The organism is Corallococcus sp. AB018, from assembly GCF_003986945.1.
Classification (GTDB): Bacteria; Myxococcota; Myxococcia; order Myxococcales; family Myxococcaceae; genus Corallococcus; species Corallococcus exiguus.
The window spans coordinates 1-14,140 of the sequence record NZ_RAWR01000080.1 but is presented as its reverse complement, the minus strand read 5'-3'; the positions used below and the strand labels follow the sequence as shown (position 1 = coordinate 14,140).

The following is a 14,140-nucleotide window of genomic DNA, read 5'->3' as shown; positions in this document are numbered from 1 at the left end:
GGTGCCGGTCCCACTTTTGGCGGTGAGGAGTCACACACCCCATGGATGCGGACGGTACATCCGAGCTGGGAGCCGCGAAGGTTCCCCTCGTATCCAACCAGAAACAGCAGCGCATGCGGCGCACGCCCCGGAAGCTGAAGCCCTCGCGGCTGCAGGCCGTGGACTTCCGCTCCGTGGAGGAGCGCATGGACGCGGGCCGCGCCCTGCGCAAGCGCTGTCCCCGGAGCAGCCACGCCGCGTGGAAGGCCTTCCGGGGACGCGACCCGCTCGCGCAGCTCAAGGAGTCCGACGCCACGCGGTTGCCGTGGCTGGTGCCCGTGCGCCATGAGCGCATGTCCGAGTCCCCGTTCGCCTTCCTGCGCGGCACGCCCTTCGTCATGGCGCGCGACCTGGCCCACACGCCGCACAGCGGCCTGCGCAGTCAGATTTGCGGAGACGCGCACCTGGCCAACTTCGGCCTGTTCGGCACGCCCGAGCGCAACCTCATCTTCGACCTCAACGACTTCGACGAGACGCTGCCCGGCCCCTTCGAATGGGACGTGAAGCGCCTGGCCGCGAGCTTCGTCGTGGCCGCGAAGCAGAACGGCCTGGGTGCCCGCTGCGGCAAGAAGGCCGCGCGCAAGGCCGTGGAGTCCTACAGGCTCACGATGCGCGAGTTGACGACCCGGAGCCTCCTGGAGGTCTGGTCGCTCCACGTGGACGCGAAGGAGCTGAAGAACTCCGACTCCGTCGACACCGCGAAGCTCGCCGCGGAGGCGGTGGAGAAGGCGAAGCGACACACGAGCGCGCACGCGGTGGAGAAGCTCACCGTGGAGCGCAACGGCCAGCGACACCTGGCCTACCAGCCGCCCCTGCTCTTCCCGCTCAGCGCGGTGAAGATGGACGTGTCGTCCACGGAGCTGGATCGGCGCATCAAGCGGCTCACGGTGGGCTACCTGGAGTCGCTGGACGGAGCGGTGAGGGATTTGTGCCTGCGCTACCGGCGCAAGGAGTGGGGCTTCAAGGTCGTGGGCGTGGGCAGCGTGGGGCTGCAAGCCTACGTCGTGCTGTGTGAAGGCAACGGTGGAGAGGACCCGTTGGTGTTGCAGCTCAAGGAGGCCAAGGCCTCCGTGATGGAGCCCTACCTGGGTCCCAGCGAGTTCCACAGCGCGGGAGAGCGCGTGGTGGTGGGCCAGCGGCGCATGCAGGCCTTCTCCGACCTGTTCCTCGGCTGGACGGAGGTGGAGGGCATGGGCGCCTTCTACGTGCGCCAGCTGCGCGACATGAAGGGCTCGCTGGACGCGGAGAAGATGGAGGGGCCGGTGTTCCAGGACTACGCGGACGCGTGTGGAGCCACCCTGGCCCGCGCCCATGCGCGCACCGGCGACGCCGCGCTCATCGCGGGATACCTGGGCACCAAGGACCACTTCGACGAAGCCGTCACCGAGTTCGCCTGTGCCTATTCGGATCAGGTGGATTCGGACTACGGGCACTTCATCGACGCGCAGGCGAAAGCCCTGGAGGCCCTGACACACTGAGGTCAGGATGCCGCGCTTCCTGAGCTTGGGGAGCGCCATGAGGCTGGCCGGAGCCGTCACGCTGTTGCTGCTGCTCGCGACGGGGTGTGCTCAACGTCACGCTCGCACCGGGTGCCGTCGCAGCGATTGCGATATACCAGCAGGGACGAATACCCGGTAACGCAGAGGGCCCTGTTCATCACATCTGCACCAAGCGAACCAGGTACGTCTGAAAGCCCATCAGGGGCCGCACCCACGCGAATACCATCGGGCTATTCTCGACCGATTGGAGAAGGCGTTGGGGCGATGCAAATCAGAGGAGCCGTGTCGGGGCCGCCTGATTGAGGAGCTGGCAAGGATTGCAGGAGATCTTCTTACGACTGGCTCGGATTTGAGGCAACTGGTCGTGGTGGGTGGAGGCTGAGATGGCGCGAGAATTCTACGCGGTGGAGATTGGGGATGTATCTCAGTGGTGCCTTGATACACCCGTCCCCATGGACGGGGGCTCGCTGGAGGAACCGTGGATGTTCGTGGAAGGCAGACCGGTGATTGACCCGGGACCTCTCAAGACAACCCCCTTTCACGTTGATACGAAGCGCACCTTTTCGGTAGCCAATGCAGACCGCACGCCCATTGCGAATGAGCAGGCCGCGAGCGTCTTCCGGGAACTCGCGCCTGACGACGTGCAGTTGTTCCCGATAGAGATTGAGGGGACGCCAGAGCGATACTATGTCGTCAACGCGACCCGGCGCTTCAAGTGCATTGACGAAGCCAACTGTCGCGAGGTCCAGATATATCCTCCGGACGGGGCTGTACCCGAGCGGGTAGGCGAGTACCGCTCAATCTCTGGCCTGCGTATCGACACTTCGAAAATTGAAGATGCGCGTGTCTTCCGCCCCGTGGGTTGGGAACTGGCCCTGATTGTCTCCGAGGAGGTCAAGGAGGGAATTGAAAGAGTCGGCAACACGGGAGTGTTCTTCAACCGCGTGACGGGTCCGCAACGCACACCCTGAGTGAGGAGCGCTCCACGGGCCAGAGGGCCTGAAGTGTCTCTCTTGGGGATGGCCGTCCCTGAACGGCCGCTGCTACCATGAGCGGGATTCCCCGGAGCGGCAGCCGCCTGCGACCCATTTCCCTTCGCTCCGGGTGCACCGAAAGAATGCCTTCGCCTGAGCCGAGACGATTGCTCGCAATTGGAGATTCTGATGCGGCTTCCATGGCTGGTGCTGTCCCTGTTCTGGGCGCTAGTCGGGTGCAGCAGTGCAACGAAGGTCGTCCGGCTCGACACGGGGGGCGGTGCGCCTGTCGTCCACGTGCCTCGTGCGGATGGAACGGCCCGGCCGGTCCCACTTGATGCGGGGGCGCTGAAGGAGGCCGTGGCGAGGCTGGCTCCGGGGCTTCGGTTGTCACCGAGGGCCCAGGATGCGGCCCGGCGACTCTTCGAGGTGGAGCCCCGGAGCGGTTCGTACCTGGTGGATGTGCGGCGCCGCCGCATCACGCCGCTCGGGCCGGGTGAGCACCTGTCCTCCGAGCAGACGCAGCCTGACGTGGAGATGACCCGCGCCTACTTGCGCTGGTGCGGACGGACCGGACGGGCCGGTGACTGCCTGGGACTGCTGAAGGAGAGCCCGGTCATCACGGGGGACGCGCGCTTCGCCCTGGCGCTCGCGTTGGCGAAGGGGGCGGTGCTGGACGAGTTGTGGGACGCCGTGAAGGACATGGCGAATCCCGAAGCGCTGATGCAGGCCGCTCTGTGGACAGCGGTCACGTATGCGCTGCTCTGGACCGTGCCCGAGCCCGCGACGAAGGGCGTGGCGGCGGTGCTCACGGCGGCGCTCATCGGCTACGTGGGCATCGACACGTTCTGGGCCCTCATCCAGGGCTTCCAGCACCTGATGGCGGAGTCGGATGCGGCGCTGACGTTTGACGAGCTGCGCGGAGCGGGAGAGCGATTCGGCAAGGTGATGGGCCGGCAGGCGGCACGGGCCTTCGTGATGCTGGCGACGGCGGCCATTGGAAGCACGGGGGCGACGCTTGGTGCGAAGCTCCCGGGCCTGCCAGGGGTGGCCCAGGCCGCCGTACGCGCCGAGGCGGAGGCCGGCGTGGTCTACGCAGCCATGGGGCAGGTCGAGACGGTTGCCATCGCCGCGGACGGATTCACACTCGGCCTCGCGCCAGGCGCTGTCGCGATGTCATCGAATGGGCCGGTGAAGTCCCGCGTCAAGGCGTGGAAGACCTTCAGTGGCTTCAAGAAAGCGATGGGGCCTGCGGGCAGCGGAAAACAATGGCACCACATCGTCGAGCAGACGCCCGGAAACGTGCAGCGCTTCGGGCCGGAGGCCATCCACAACACCGAGAATGTCATCGCCATTGATGAGCAGAAGCACAAGTTGCTCAGTGCGTTCTACTCATCCGTGCAAGACGCTGCGGGAGGTCGAGTCGTTCGAGAGTGGCTTCGGGTGCAGTCCTATGAAGCACAGCGGGCATTCGGACTGAAAACCATGAGAAAGTACGGAGCCATTCCATGAAGACAAAGGACCTCAAGACGCTGACGCTGGAAGAGTTGATCGTGCGCTTTCGCGAGGTCTCAGCGAAACACGGTCGATTGTTGAACGCGCTCAACACTCGCGCCGCCAACAAGGAGTACAAGCACGCGGCCGCCGTCAGGCGAGAGTTACGAGCGCGCGGGACTGAGGCGGAGGCGGCCTTGCTGGGTTTGCTCTCCGACCCCGAGGAAGGAACGAGATATTGGGCGGCGACAGCTGCCTTGCGGTTCGCCTCCAGTGAGGCAGAGGCGGTGCTCTCCATGTTGTCTACGCCTGCGTCGAGCCTGATGGGTCTCAGTGCGGCCATGACCCTTGATGCGTGGAAGAACGGAGCCCTTCCCCTGGAAGAGTAGGACTGTTCCAGTGAGCGGGCCGGAGAAGCAGTTGGTGATGACTCTGGAGGGCTTGGTCAGGGAGTTTGCCGAGAACGTCGCCGCCCAGACCGACGCGATCTGGCAGGGCGACGCGAAGACCGGGAACCGATGCGCGAGGAAGTACATCTCCGCTTTCGAGCAACTCCGGGCGCATGGGGATGCAGGCCGCGAGGCGCTCTCGGTGCTTTTCAGTCATCCAAGGATGGATGTGCGAGTCATGGCCGCGGCCTACCTGCTTCGCTACCGGACGCATGAGGCACGCGAGGTCTTGATGGAGGCGGCCAGGGGCGAAGGATTCGTGCCTTTCAAGGCAGGACAGACCTTGAAACGCTGGGCTGAGGGCACCTGGGCCCTGGATCCGGAATAGCGACGGGGGCGCTTCAGCCCGCCATCCGCGTCCAGTCGTCCTCGTGAGCAAAGAGCCTCACGCCCAGGCGTTCGCAGACCTCCGCGTGCGCCTGGGCGGCGGGGCCTCCCACCCAGAGAGGCAGGCCCTTGGGCAACGCAGCCTGGATGCGCGTCAGCACGTCCTCGAACACCGTGGCGCCCCGGTTCATCACCGCCGACAGGCCCACCACGTCTGGCTTTGCCCGGGCCACCGTCTCACCCAGTCCTTCCGCCGGCACGCGCTGCCCCAACAGCGTCACCCGCATGCCCGCGTGGCGCAGCCGCAGCGCCACGCCCAACAGGCCGATCTCGTGCTCCTCCTCCGGGAAGCACGCCAGCACCGCGTGCTTGCGTCCTCCCCGTGGGGCACCGTGCAGCAGGCTCACCAGCCGCTCGCGCACCACCTGCGTCACCAGGTGCTCCTGCGCGACCGTCAACGTGCCCGCGTGCCAACGGTCGCCCACCTCGCGCTGCACCGGCACCAGCACGTCCTCGAAGGCCTTCAACGGCGGTAGCGCTGTCAGCACCTCGTCCAGGATGCGCACGACGCGGGGCTGATCATACGCCTCGGCCGCGGCCATCACCGCCGCGCGCCACGTCTCCGGCTGCGACCCGGTCCGCGCCTGAAGATTCTCGATGGGCGCGGAAGGCGCCACGTCCAGCTCCGCGCGCAGCTGTGGCAGCAGCTTCGCAGCCTCGCTGATGGCAACACCCTCGTCCGTCAGCGCCTTGAGCCGCTTGAGCAGGGCTACGTCACGGTCGGTGTAGACGCGATAGCCCGCGGGCGTGCGCTCCGGCTCGAGCACCCCGTAGCGGCGCTCCCAGGCCCGGATGAGCTCCACCCGGACTCCCGACAACTCCGCGGCGATGTGGATGCGATAGGTGCGCTCAGCCATGGTGTGCGTGCTTCACGGTCGGTTTTGCGCGTTTCGCGCCTGCTGCCAGACGGCGATGAGCTCCTCCGCGGACTCCGCGTACTGCGCGCCCAGGGTGAACAGCGTCTTCAGGTGCTCCCTCGCCCCAGGCCCGCCTACCACCACCGGCGCGGGCGCGCACGCATGCATCGCTTCGGACAACACCGAGACGAAGTCGGCCGAGTCCCGGCGGCGGATGAACGACAGCGCCACCAGGTCCGGGCGCACCTGCAAACAGGCCCCCTCCAACGCCTCCGCGGGCGTGTCCGCCCCCAGCAGCGTCACCCGCCAGCCCCGCGCCTTCAGGTGCACGCCCAGCGCGAGCAGCCCGCCCTCGTGGTGGTCCCTCGCAGGACACGCCAGGACTCCCCGGGGCCCTTCGCCCACACGCTCCATCCCCGCCAGCAGCATGCGCAGCCGATGCCGCACCAGCGCGGACGCCATGTGCTCGCGCGCCACGTCCAGGCGCGAGGCCATCTCGCGCAGCAGCGGAATGAGGACGGTGTCGCAATACGTGGTCGCGGACAGCCCCACCTGGGCCGCGGACAGCGCCGCGTCCGCGGCCTCCGAGTCCAGCACCATCACCGCCGCCCAGAAGCGCTCCACATGCCGCGCCAACGGAGGGACGGACGTCCGGGGCTCGTCGCGCACCTGGGCGATGGCCTCGCTCACCGAGAGCCCCTCCTCCATCAGCTTCGCCACCCGGCGGACGGCCTCCACCTCGTCGCGTGAATAGACGCGGTAGTTGTTCTCGCTGCGCTCCGGGCGCGGGAAGCCATGGCGGCGCTCCCAGGCGCGCAGGGTGGCCTCGCGGATGCCGGTGAGCCGGGCGATGGTGCGGATGCGCAGGCTCATGGGCTCAAGCCTCGCGCGCGGTCCCAGCGCTCCGCCACGCCGCGTGCCCCCGCCATCTTCCGCGTGAACCCCTCCAGGCTCGTGGCCTCGGACACCCGCCGCACCACCGTCTCCAGCCCGCTCTGGAAGCGCTCCAGCGGACCGGCCTCGTGGACCTCGCCCACCTCCAGCAAGACGTCCGGACGCTCGTGCTCGAAGAAGGCGTAGCGGATGGCGATGGGCACGCACTCCGCCTTCGCCGCGCGGGCGAGCAACTCCACACCGCGCTCCAGCTTCAGCGGGTGGACGCCGAAGGGCCGGTGCTCGCCTTCCGGAAAGACACACACGGCCGCGCGCGGCTTGCGCAGCAACTCCTTCGCGTACCGCAGGGAGGACAGGGACGACATCGCGTCCTGCTTGCGAATGCTGAAGGCGCCCATCTTCGTGTGGAAGGGATAGCGGCGGAGGTTCTCCTCGTCCATGAGGCAGTACCCGTCCCAGCCCGCCGCCTGGCAGAGCTGGTGCAGCACGAAGCCATCCCACCAGTTGGAGTGGTTCAGGTAGACGAGCCGGCCCACGCCGTCGGTGGGCAGCTCGCCGCGCACCCACAGGCCCCGGAACGTCGAGCGGACCTTCCACCCGATGTACCGGTCCACCGCCCACCCGAAGGGCCCACCCTTGGCCGCGCGAATCAAGACGCCCGAGCCTCCCGGAGCCGCAGGAGCGCCGTGAACAGCGCGAGCCCCAGCGACACCAGCACGCTCGTGATGAGGAAGAAGAGGATCTCCTCCAGCGGTACGGCGCCGATGTACACGCCCACGTGGCGTCCCTCTCCGAAGTTCCAGATGCCAGTGGAGATGGCCAGGTGATCCGCGATGGACAGGTACACGCCAACGACCAGGGCCGGGGGCAGCACCGCGCGCAGCACCTCGCCCGAGCGGGACTTGTAGTGGTTCACGAGCACCGCCAGCTGGATGGCAATCACAGGCAGCGTCCACGCCAGCAGGTGGATGAGGTACGCCCAGCGCGTCTCCATCATGGCGACACCTCGGAAGGCTCCAGGGTCCGCTCCGCGCGGACGGACTTCTGCTCGTGAGCCACGGGCTGAGGCTTCTTCGCCAGCACGCGCTCCAGCCGGTCGCGCGCCCACAGTCCCACGAGCAGCGTCTGGAGGCCGAAGAAGAGGTACTCCTCCAGCGGCAGGTAGCCCAGCTTCACGCCCCAGATGCGCTCCGGGTCGAAGCCCCACAGGCCCCACTTCACGGCCATGTTGTCCCACGGCGACGTGGCCGCGTAGACGACGATGAACAGCAAGCCCATGGGCGCGAGCCCGCGCCACGACAGCGTGCGGCGATAGCGCACGAGCAGGAACAGGATGGGCAGGACGACGAAGATGCCCAGGAAGCGCGCGTAGGTCATCCCGGGCCTCCACTCCACTGCGACGCCACCCGCACCATGCGTCCCCCAGCTTCCAGCGCGTAGGTATGGCCGCGCCAGGTCACCCTTCCCTGCCGCGTCAGCGAGGCCGCGAAGGCCGCGAGCAGCAGCAACTCACCCTGCATCCAGTCCGTCAGCGCGTGGCCCCGGTCCACTTCCGAGGGCACTCGGCTCAGCGCGGCGAGGCGCAGCGACAGCAACGTGCGCACGGCGACGAGCGCCGCCACCGCGAGCCACACAGCGGGCTCATGAAGCCACGCGGCCAGGAGCAGCAGCGGCACGGTGGGCGTGAAGAGCAGCGGCACGGTGGGATACAGACCGGGCCGGTGGCTCGCGAGCACCTGCATCCAGCGCGTGAACCGCTCCAGCGGCACGCGCCACGACGTCCCGTTGGCGACAGGCACCCACGCAGGCGAGGGGCTCAGGGCCACCTCCAGGCCACGCGCGTGCAGCCGCTTCGCCAGCTCCAGGTCCTCGCCAATGTGGTCCGACAGTCCGACCAGTTCTTCCGCCGCGCGCGGTGACAGCCCGAGCGCCTTGCCGCACACGGCCTGCGCGCCCGCGCTCATCGCGTGCAGCGCGCGGAAGCTGTGATGCGTGTAGCGAAGCAGTCCCGCCATCGCGCGGCCCGCCGCGTCCATCGCGCCCACGGGCGTGGGAGCAGCGGTGCTCAAGGCGGCGCCGGCCACGAGCGGAGAGGCCAGGCCCTCCACCAGCGCGCCCGTCACCGCCACGTCCGCGTCCACCGCGAGCACCACCCGTCCGCGAACATCAAGCGTCTCCAGGGCGTAGAGCAGATGGCCCACCTTGCGGTTGGGGCACACGGGGTCGCTCGGAAGCCAGCGCACGCCCTCTGCCAGGCGCGGCCGGTATGGAGACAGCACCACCTGCTCCAGCGGTCCCGCGTAGTCGATACGGTGCGCCAGGTTCTCCAGCTCCAGCGGCGTGGGCGCATCCACGGGGCGCAGGAGCAGCACGGAAGGCAGTGGCCCTCCGACCGTCACGGTTGCACGGCGATACAGCCGAGCCAGCGCCACCGCGCTGAAGCCACCGGCCATCGCCGTCCACCCGAGCGTGAAGAAGCCGAGCGCGTTCATGGCGTCCGCCCCTTGCGCTCGCATGAATGCAGCGCCTGCCCACGCGCGTTCATGGCGCGATTCGAACGCCGTGCGCACTCATGCCGACGCATGGCCGCCTTCATGCCGCCCTCCCCACGCGCGTGCGGAAGTGCGCCATCCAGCGGATGAACGGGGAATGGAAGCGGCGGAAGTCCGCCACCTCGCCCATCGTGTCCAGCGTGTCCCGCCGCGACTCCAGGCGCGCGTAGAAGGGCGACGACTCCAGCAGGTGCGGTACGCCCACCACCTCGTTGCCCGTGTGCAGCTTCGAGGGGACGCGCAGCCCCCAGCCCGTCAGGTTCGTGGGACGCGCCTCGGGGTTCGGGCCGCGCTCGCACACCACGCCATTCGCGCCCGCAATCATGCGCACCGGCGCCACGCCGTCCGGCAGGTGGTAGTCCACCACCGTGTGGTTCGCGTGGTGCGTGCGCGCCCAGTGCCAGCCGGACAGCCGCGCGCCCAGCAACTCCTGGCCGTGGTTCGTGTCGTGGTAGCCCATCCCCTCCGCCGTCACGCCCAGCGTGGACACCTCCAGCCGGGCCTCGGAGCGGGGCGCCAATGCCTGCCAGTAATGCGGCAGACCCGACATGAGCTGCACCTCCGTGCCCCGCCCCGTCAGCGGCCGCAACGTCAGGCTGGCGCGCACCGGACGGCCCCACGGCGCCGTCCCGTCATCCACGTCCATGCGCACCGTGCCATCCACCGCGTGCGTCAACGTGGAGCGGCCGATGCGCAGCCGTCCCGGCCCCTGCATCTCCACGCGCGGGTACTCGCTCAGCACCCACAACTTGCGCACACCCTGGTGGTAGAGCGCGAAGTTCACCGCGCTGTACGCCAGCGGATGGCCTCCACGCCGGGCCGCGACGGAGTAACGCGGTGAGAACAACGACCCCAGCATGAAGATGCACACCGCGCTGTACGGCCCTGCGCTCACGTCCGCGTAGAACCAGCGGTACGCCCCCGCCATGTCCGGCAGCGCGGGCAGCGCGCACGACTCCGCCGCGCCGGACAGGAGGTTCTGCGCGAGGACGGACTTCATGCGACCTCCCGCAGGTGCGCGGACGCCATCTGGGCCGCGAACCGGCCCGACAGCATCACCAGCGGCACCCCGCCGCCCGGGTGCGTGCCGCCGCCCGCGAAGAACAGCCCCGGCGTGCCGCCCCGGATGCGCGGCCTGCGGAACGGACCGAAGCGGCCGTGCGGCAGGAAGCCGTAGATGGAACCACCCGGAGCCCCGCGCGCCGCCAGGTCCACCGGCGAGCGCTGCCCCACCACGCGCACGCGCCCCTTCAACGCCGGGTAGTGCCGCACGAGCTTCTCGAACATCTGCTCGCGCACGCGCTCCGCGCTGGATTCCCAATCACGCCGGGCCTGATCCGCCCTGCCCTCCTCCAGCGGCATGGCCGGCGCGTTCACCATCACGAACAGCCCCGTGCGGCCCGGCGGCGCCATGCTCGAATCCGTGGCGGACGGGTTGCAGACATACACCGTGGGGTCCTCGGCGAGCTGACCCGCGAAGAGTTCATCGAACTCCTTCCGGTAATCTCCGCCGAACATCACCGCGTGGTGCGGCACCGCTGTGCGCCCCTCCACCTCCAGGAGCAGCACGAAGCCGGACAGCGACAGCGGCTCCGACTCCCGGCGCAGCGACGCCAGCGGATCCGCGTTCACCACCACGCTGTCGAACACCTCCGCGACCGGCTCCACGCGGTAGCCCTCGGTGATGCGCTCGAAGCGCGCGCGCGTGTCCAGGTGCACCGTCACGCCCAGCCGCCGCACCGCCTGCCCCAGCGCCTCCACCAGCGCGCCGATGCCGCCGCGCACGTGGTGCACGCCATACGCATGCTCGATGTGCGGGATGAGCGCGAACGCCGCGCTGGACGCGTACGGCGACCCGCCCGCGTAGGTGGCGAAGCGCCCCGCGTATTGCCGCAGGTGATTCGTCTGGAAGTGCTTCGCCGCCAGCGCATGCAGCGTGTCCATCTTCATCCCGGCCAGCATCGCGCCAATGCCCCTGCGGGCCACGCGCGCCATGAAGCCGGCCATGCCCTCGAAGGGGGCTTCCAGGTAGGGCTCGCCCGCCGCGCGCCAGATGGCCGCGGCCTCCGCGTAGAAGGAGTGCACGCCCTTGCGCTCCACGGGCCGCAGCTCCGCGGCGCTGTCCGCCATGCGCTCCAGGTCCTTGTACGCCGTGAAGCCGCACCCGTCCGTGAAGTGGTAGGTGCACTGCGGCTCCAGCTCCGTGAACGGTGGCAGCAGGTCCAGCGCGCCCAACTGCTCGAACGTGCCGCGCACCAGCGCCGGCAACGTGAGCAGCGTGGGGCCCGTGTCCAGCGTGAGCCCCTCCACCATCACCGCCTGCGCCTTGCCGCCCAGCGTCGGGCCGCTTTCGAACAGCGTCACCGCGTGGCCCTCCTTCGCCAGGAGGCCCGCGGCCGTCAGCCCGCCAATGCCACCGCCAATCACCGCCACGCGCGAGGCCTTCATCGCGAGCCTCCCGTGCCCGTGGGCAAAAGCGGCACCGGCGCGGACGGCAGGGCCAGGGGCGCTTCCGGCAGCGCGGCCCGGGGCCGAAGGAACACGGTCGCCGTCAGCTCCAGCTTGCGTGCCGTCGTCGTGTGGGCCCGGCCCCTGAACACGTCGTAATCCCGCGCCTCGATGTCGCGCAGGATGTCGCCGTAGATGGAGCCCATCAGCCGCACCATGCGCTGGCTGCCAAAGCCGGTGAGGTAGCGCACGCCCGCCGCCGCCCGCGCGTAGTACGCCCGCGCGCGCTGGATTTGAAAGCGCATGAAGTCGCGCCACTTCGCGTCCACCCGCCCCGCGCGCAGGTCGTCCTCGGTGAGGCCAAAGGCCCGCAGTTCCTCCGAGGGCAGGTACACCCGGCCGCGCTCCAGATCCTCGCGCACGTCGCGAAGGATGTTGGTGAGCTGCATCGCGCGGCCCAGGTCCGCCGCCGGCTCCACCGCGCGCGAGTCCTCGCAGCCCAGCACCGGCGTCAGCATCAACCCGACCACACCTGCAACCCGGTAGCAGTACAGGTCCAACTCCTCCCACGTGTCGTAGCGCACCTTCGTCAGGTCCATCTCCATGCCGGAGATGAGGTCCTGGAAGGGCTGCTCCGGAATCCGGTAGTGGTGGATGGTGTGGCGCAGCGCCGCGAACTCGCTCGGGTCCCACGGCGACGGCGCCTCCGCGGAGGGCTGCCGCGCGGACGGCGGGCCCAGCTCCTTCGAGGCCAGCTCCGGCAGCGGCAGGTACACCTCCGCCACGCGCTCGCGAGCCCGGGCCAGGCGCGTCGCCAGGTCCATGGGCGCCTCGCCCGGCAGCGCGCTCTCGCCCGCGTCCACCAGGTCATCCAGCCGCCGGCAGAAGGCATACAGCGCGAAGGCCGCCTTCTTCCGCTGTCCGAAGAGGAGATACGACGCGAAGAAGAAGCTCTTCGCGTGGTGGCGCGTGACGACCCGTGCGCGCCGGTAGCCCTGCGCGATGAGCGCCGAGGAAGCGGTGACGCTCATGCCGCCACCTCCACCGCCGGAGCGCCCGCGCGAGGCGACAGCGCCACGCCCTGCTTCTGGGCCCACTCCGTCAGCCGTTCGGTGACGAGCCGCGCGGAGATGAGCACCGTGGGAAGGCCCGTGCCCGGCTGCGTGGAGGCGCCCACGAAGAAGAGGTTCTTCACGCGGGGGTCCACGTTGGCCGGACGGAAGGGACCAATCTGGAAGAAGTTCTGCGCCAGCCCGAACGCGCTCCCGCGCGCCAGGTTGTACGTGCCCGCCCAGTCATCCGGGGTGAAGACGCGCTCCACTTCGATGTCCGCCTCCAGGTCCGGGTACCCCAGCTCCGCCAGGCGCTGGAACACCTTCGCGCGCACCTTCGGGCCCTCCACCTTCCAGTCCATCCCCGGGTGCTGATGCGGCACGGGCACCAGCACGTAGAGCGAGTCCTTCCCCTCCGGCGCCAGCGACGGATCCGTGCGCGTGGGCACGTTGACGTAGAAGCTGGGGTCCTCCGGCACGCGGAAGCGCTGGAAGATGTCCTCGAACGAGCCCGCGTAGTCCCGGCCGAACATCACGTTGTGATGCAGCAGGCCCGGCACCTTCTTCTTCATGCCCAGGTAGAGCATGTAGCCGCTGGAGGTGAAGCGCAGCTTCTCCCCCCGCTTGAACGGCGCGTCCTTCGGGTCCAAGAGCTTCTCGTACGCATACGGCAGGTCCGCGTTGCACAGGACGGCGTCCGCGGACACCACCTCGCCGCCCGCGAGCCGCACGCCCGTGGTGCGCCCGCCTTCGGTGAGGATGCGCTCCACCGCCTGGCCGTAGTGCAGCGTCACGCCCTCCTCGCGCGCCAGGCGCTCCAGCGCGAGCGGAATGGCATACAGGCCGCCCTTCGGGAACCAGATGCCCACGCCCAGCTCCGTGAAGGGCAACAGGCCGTACACCGCGGGCGACTCGAAGGGAGACACGCCCAGGTACATGGTCTGGAACGTCATCGCCGCGCGCAGCCGGTCGTCCTGGAAGTAGCGGCTGACGTCCGCGTACATGCGGCGGTGCGCGCGTGCCTTGAAAATCTTCGCCAGCACCCGGGGGGAGAAGTAGTCGCTCACGCCGTTGAAGTTGCGGCCCACGAAGTGATCCAGGCTGATGCGGTACTGCTCACGGCCCTGCGCCATGAAGGCCAGGTAGCGCTGGAAGCTGCCCGGCTCCACGCGCTCCAGCTCGCGGCCCATGGTGCACAGCTCGGACGTGAAGGTGACGTCCGAGCCGTCGCGGAAGTGCACCCGGTAGTTCGGGTCGCACCGCACCAGCGTGAGGTAGTCCTCGATGCGGCGGCCCAGCGCGCGGAAGGTCTCCTCGAACACCTCCGGCATCAGCACGATGGTGGGGCCCACGTCCCAGGTGAACCCATCCACCTGGAGCTGGTTGCACCGGCCTCCCGGGCCGTGCGTCTTCTCGAAGACCTGGACGTCGAAGCCCTGCCTCGCGAGCCTCGCCGCCGCGGCCAGTCCGCCCACCCCCGCGCCCACCACCACCA

At 69.1% G+C, this 14,140-nt stretch carries 16 protein-coding genes; 6 read left to right on the top strand and 10 right to left on the bottom strand.

All coding sequences use genetic code 11. The annotated features are described in order from the left end of the window. The first annotated feature begins 41 nt into the window (after positions 1–41). The 6 genes from D7Y11_RS18295 to D7Y11_RS18270 all read left to right on the top strand — a co-directional run bounded on the left by D7Y11_RS18295 (position 42) and on the right by D7Y11_RS18270 (position 4,783). Positions 42–1,517, top strand: coding sequence for a DUF2252 domain-containing protein (locus D7Y11_RS18295; protein WP_233607325.1), 1,476 nt, complete (start codon positions 42–44; stop codon positions 1,515–1,517). Positions 1,518–1,701: 184 nt separating this feature from the next. Next, on the top strand, positions 1,702–1,920 hold the full coding sequence (locus D7Y11_RS44335; RefSeq protein WP_306770446.1) for an AHH domain-containing protein: 219 nt from the start codon (positions 1,702–1,704) through the stop codon (positions 1,918–1,920). Between the two features lies 1 nt (position 1,921). Further along, entirely contained in the window at positions 1,922–2,509 is a 588-nt protein-coding gene (locus tag D7Y11_RS18285; protein ID WP_121754033.1) for a DUF1629 domain-containing protein, read from the top strand. Positions 2,510–2,701: 192 nt separating this feature from the next. Beyond that, positions 2,702–4,024 carry a hypothetical protein gene (locus tag D7Y11_RS18280; protein ID WP_126934324.1) on the top strand — a complete coding sequence of 441 codons (1,323 nt, stop codon included), beginning with the start codon at positions 2,702–2,704 and terminating at the stop codon, positions 4,022–4,024. Continuing rightward, positions 4,021–4,395 carry a DUF2019 domain-containing protein gene (locus D7Y11_RS18275; RefSeq protein WP_121754491.1) on the top strand — a complete coding sequence of 125 codons (375 nt, stop codon included), beginning with the start codon at positions 4,021–4,023 and terminating at the stop codon, positions 4,393–4,395. The genes D7Y11_RS18280 and D7Y11_RS18275 overlap by 4 nt, the downstream gene beginning before the upstream one ends. A 37-nt stretch (positions 4,396–4,432) precedes the next feature. Beyond that, positions 4,433–4,783, top strand: a complete 351-nt coding sequence (locus D7Y11_RS18270; RefSeq protein ID WP_126934341.1) for a DUF2019 domain-containing protein — start codon at positions 4,433–4,435, stop codon at positions 4,781–4,783. A gap of 13 nt (positions 4,784–4,796) precedes the next feature. Here D7Y11_RS18270 and D7Y11_RS18265 read toward each other — a convergent pair whose 3' ends face one another. The 10 genes from D7Y11_RS18265 to D7Y11_RS18220 all read right to left on the bottom strand — a co-directional run bounded on the left by D7Y11_RS18265 (position 4,797) and on the right by D7Y11_RS18220 (position 14,138). Next, positions 4,797–5,699 carry a MerR family transcriptional regulator gene (locus D7Y11_RS18265; RefSeq protein ID WP_126934323.1) on the bottom strand — a complete coding sequence of 301 codons (903 nt, stop codon included), beginning with the start codon at positions 5,697–5,699 and terminating at the stop codon, positions 4,797–4,799. Positions 5,700–5,711: 12 nt separating this feature from the next. Beyond that, complete coding sequence (locus D7Y11_RS18260) at positions 5,712–6,572, bottom strand: MerR family transcriptional regulator (RefSeq protein ID WP_126934322.1); 861 nt, start codon at positions 6,570–6,572, stop codon at positions 5,712–5,714. Further along, positions 6,569–7,246, bottom strand: a complete 678-nt coding sequence (locus D7Y11_RS18255; protein ID WP_121754488.1) for a lysophospholipid acyltransferase family protein — start codon at positions 7,244–7,246, stop codon at positions 6,569–6,571. Before D7Y11_RS18255 ends, D7Y11_RS18260 begins: the two co-directional genes overlap by 4 nt. Continuing rightward, entirely contained in the window at positions 7,243–7,590 is a 348-nt protein-coding gene (locus D7Y11_RS18250; protein WP_120618992.1) for a lycopene cyclase domain-containing protein, read from the bottom strand. The genes D7Y11_RS18255 and D7Y11_RS18250 overlap by 4 nt, the downstream gene beginning before the upstream one ends. Next, the gene (locus tag D7Y11_RS18245) at positions 7,587–7,970 is read right to left on the bottom strand and encodes a lycopene cyclase domain-containing protein (RefSeq protein ID WP_126934321.1); all 384 of its coding nucleotides are present in this window, start codon (positions 7,968–7,970) and stop codon (positions 7,587–7,589) included. Before D7Y11_RS18245 ends, D7Y11_RS18250 begins: the two co-directional genes overlap by 4 nt. Then, positions 7,967–9,085 (bottom strand): glycosyltransferase, encoded by a 1,119-nt coding sequence (locus tag D7Y11_RS18240; protein ID WP_126934340.1) that lies wholly within the window; start codon positions 9,083–9,085, stop codon positions 7,967–7,969. The genes D7Y11_RS18245 and D7Y11_RS18240 overlap by 4 nt, the downstream gene beginning before the upstream one ends. A gap of 100 nt (positions 9,086–9,185) precedes the next feature. Continuing rightward, complete coding sequence (locus D7Y11_RS18235; RefSeq protein WP_126934320.1) at positions 9,186–10,145, bottom strand: carotenoid 1,2-hydratase; 960 nt, start codon at positions 10,143–10,145, stop codon at positions 9,186–9,188. Next, entirely contained in the window at positions 10,142–11,593 is a 1,452-nt protein-coding gene (locus D7Y11_RS18230; RefSeq protein ID WP_126934319.1) for an NAD(P)/FAD-dependent oxidoreductase, read from the bottom strand. Before D7Y11_RS18230 ends, D7Y11_RS18235 begins: the two co-directional genes overlap by 4 nt. Next, entirely contained in the window at positions 11,590–12,624 is a 1,035-nt protein-coding gene (locus tag D7Y11_RS18225) for a phytoene/squalene synthase family protein (RefSeq protein WP_126934318.1), read from the bottom strand. Before D7Y11_RS18225 ends, D7Y11_RS18230 begins: the two co-directional genes overlap by 4 nt. After that, positions 12,621–14,138 (bottom strand): NAD(P)/FAD-dependent oxidoreductase, encoded by a 1,518-nt coding sequence (locus tag D7Y11_RS18220; protein WP_126934317.1) that lies wholly within the window; start codon positions 14,136–14,138, stop codon positions 12,621–12,623. The genes D7Y11_RS18225 and D7Y11_RS18220 overlap by 4 nt, the downstream gene beginning before the upstream one ends. Positions 14,139–14,140 lie beyond the last annotated feature (2 nt).

What these genes read in the sequence shown, in the direction of transcription:
- D7Y11_RS18295 (WP_233607325.1), top strand. Translation starts at nt 42, where the DNA reads ATGGATGCGGACGGTACATCCGAGCTGGGAGCCGCGAAGGTTCCCCTC.
- D7Y11_RS18285 (WP_121754033.1), top strand. Translation starts at nt 1,922, where the DNA reads ATGGCGCGAGAATTCTACGCGGTGGAGATTGGGGATGTATCTCAGTGG.
- D7Y11_RS18280 (WP_126934324.1), top strand. Translation starts at nt 2,702, where the DNA reads ATGCGGCTTCCATGGCTGGTGCTGTCCCTGTTCTGGGCGCTAGTCGGG.
- D7Y11_RS18275 (WP_121754491.1), top strand. Translation starts at nt 4,021, where the DNA reads ATGAAGACAAAGGACCTCAAGACGCTGACGCTGGAAGAGTTGATCGTG.
- D7Y11_RS18270 (WP_126934341.1), top strand. Translation starts at nt 4,433, where the DNA reads ATGACTCTGGAGGGCTTGGTCAGGGAGTTTGCCGAGAACGTCGCCGCC.
- D7Y11_RS18265 (WP_126934323.1), bottom strand. Translation starts at nt 5,699, where the DNA reads ATGGCTGAGCGCACCTATCGCATCCACATCGCCGCGGAGTTGTCGGGA.
- D7Y11_RS18260 (WP_126934322.1), bottom strand. Translation starts at nt 6,572, where the DNA reads ATGAGCCTGCGCATCCGCACCATCGCCCGGCTCACCGGCATCCGCGAG.
- D7Y11_RS18250 (WP_120618992.1), bottom strand. Translation starts at nt 7,590, where the DNA reads ATGATGGAGACGCGCTGGGCGTACCTCATCCACCTGCTGGCGTGGACG.
- D7Y11_RS18245 (WP_126934321.1), bottom strand. Translation starts at nt 7,970, where the DNA reads ATGACCTACGCGCGCTTCCTGGGCATCTTCGTCGTCCTGCCCATCCTG.
- D7Y11_RS18240 (WP_126934340.1), bottom strand. Translation starts at nt 9,085, where the DNA reads ATGAACGCGCTCGGCTTCTTCACGCTCGGGTGGACGGCGATGGCCGGT.
- D7Y11_RS18235 (WP_126934320.1), bottom strand. Translation starts at nt 10,145, where the DNA reads ATGAAGTCCGTCCTCGCGCAGAACCTCCTGTCCGGCGCGGCGGAGTCG.
- D7Y11_RS18230 (WP_126934319.1), bottom strand. Translation starts at nt 11,593, where the DNA reads ATGAAGGCCTCGCGCGTGGCGGTGATTGGCGGTGGCATTGGCGGGCTG.
- D7Y11_RS18225 (WP_126934318.1), bottom strand. Translation starts at nt 12,624, where the DNA reads ATGAGCGTCACCGCTTCCTCGGCGCTCATCGCGCAGGGCTACCGGCGC.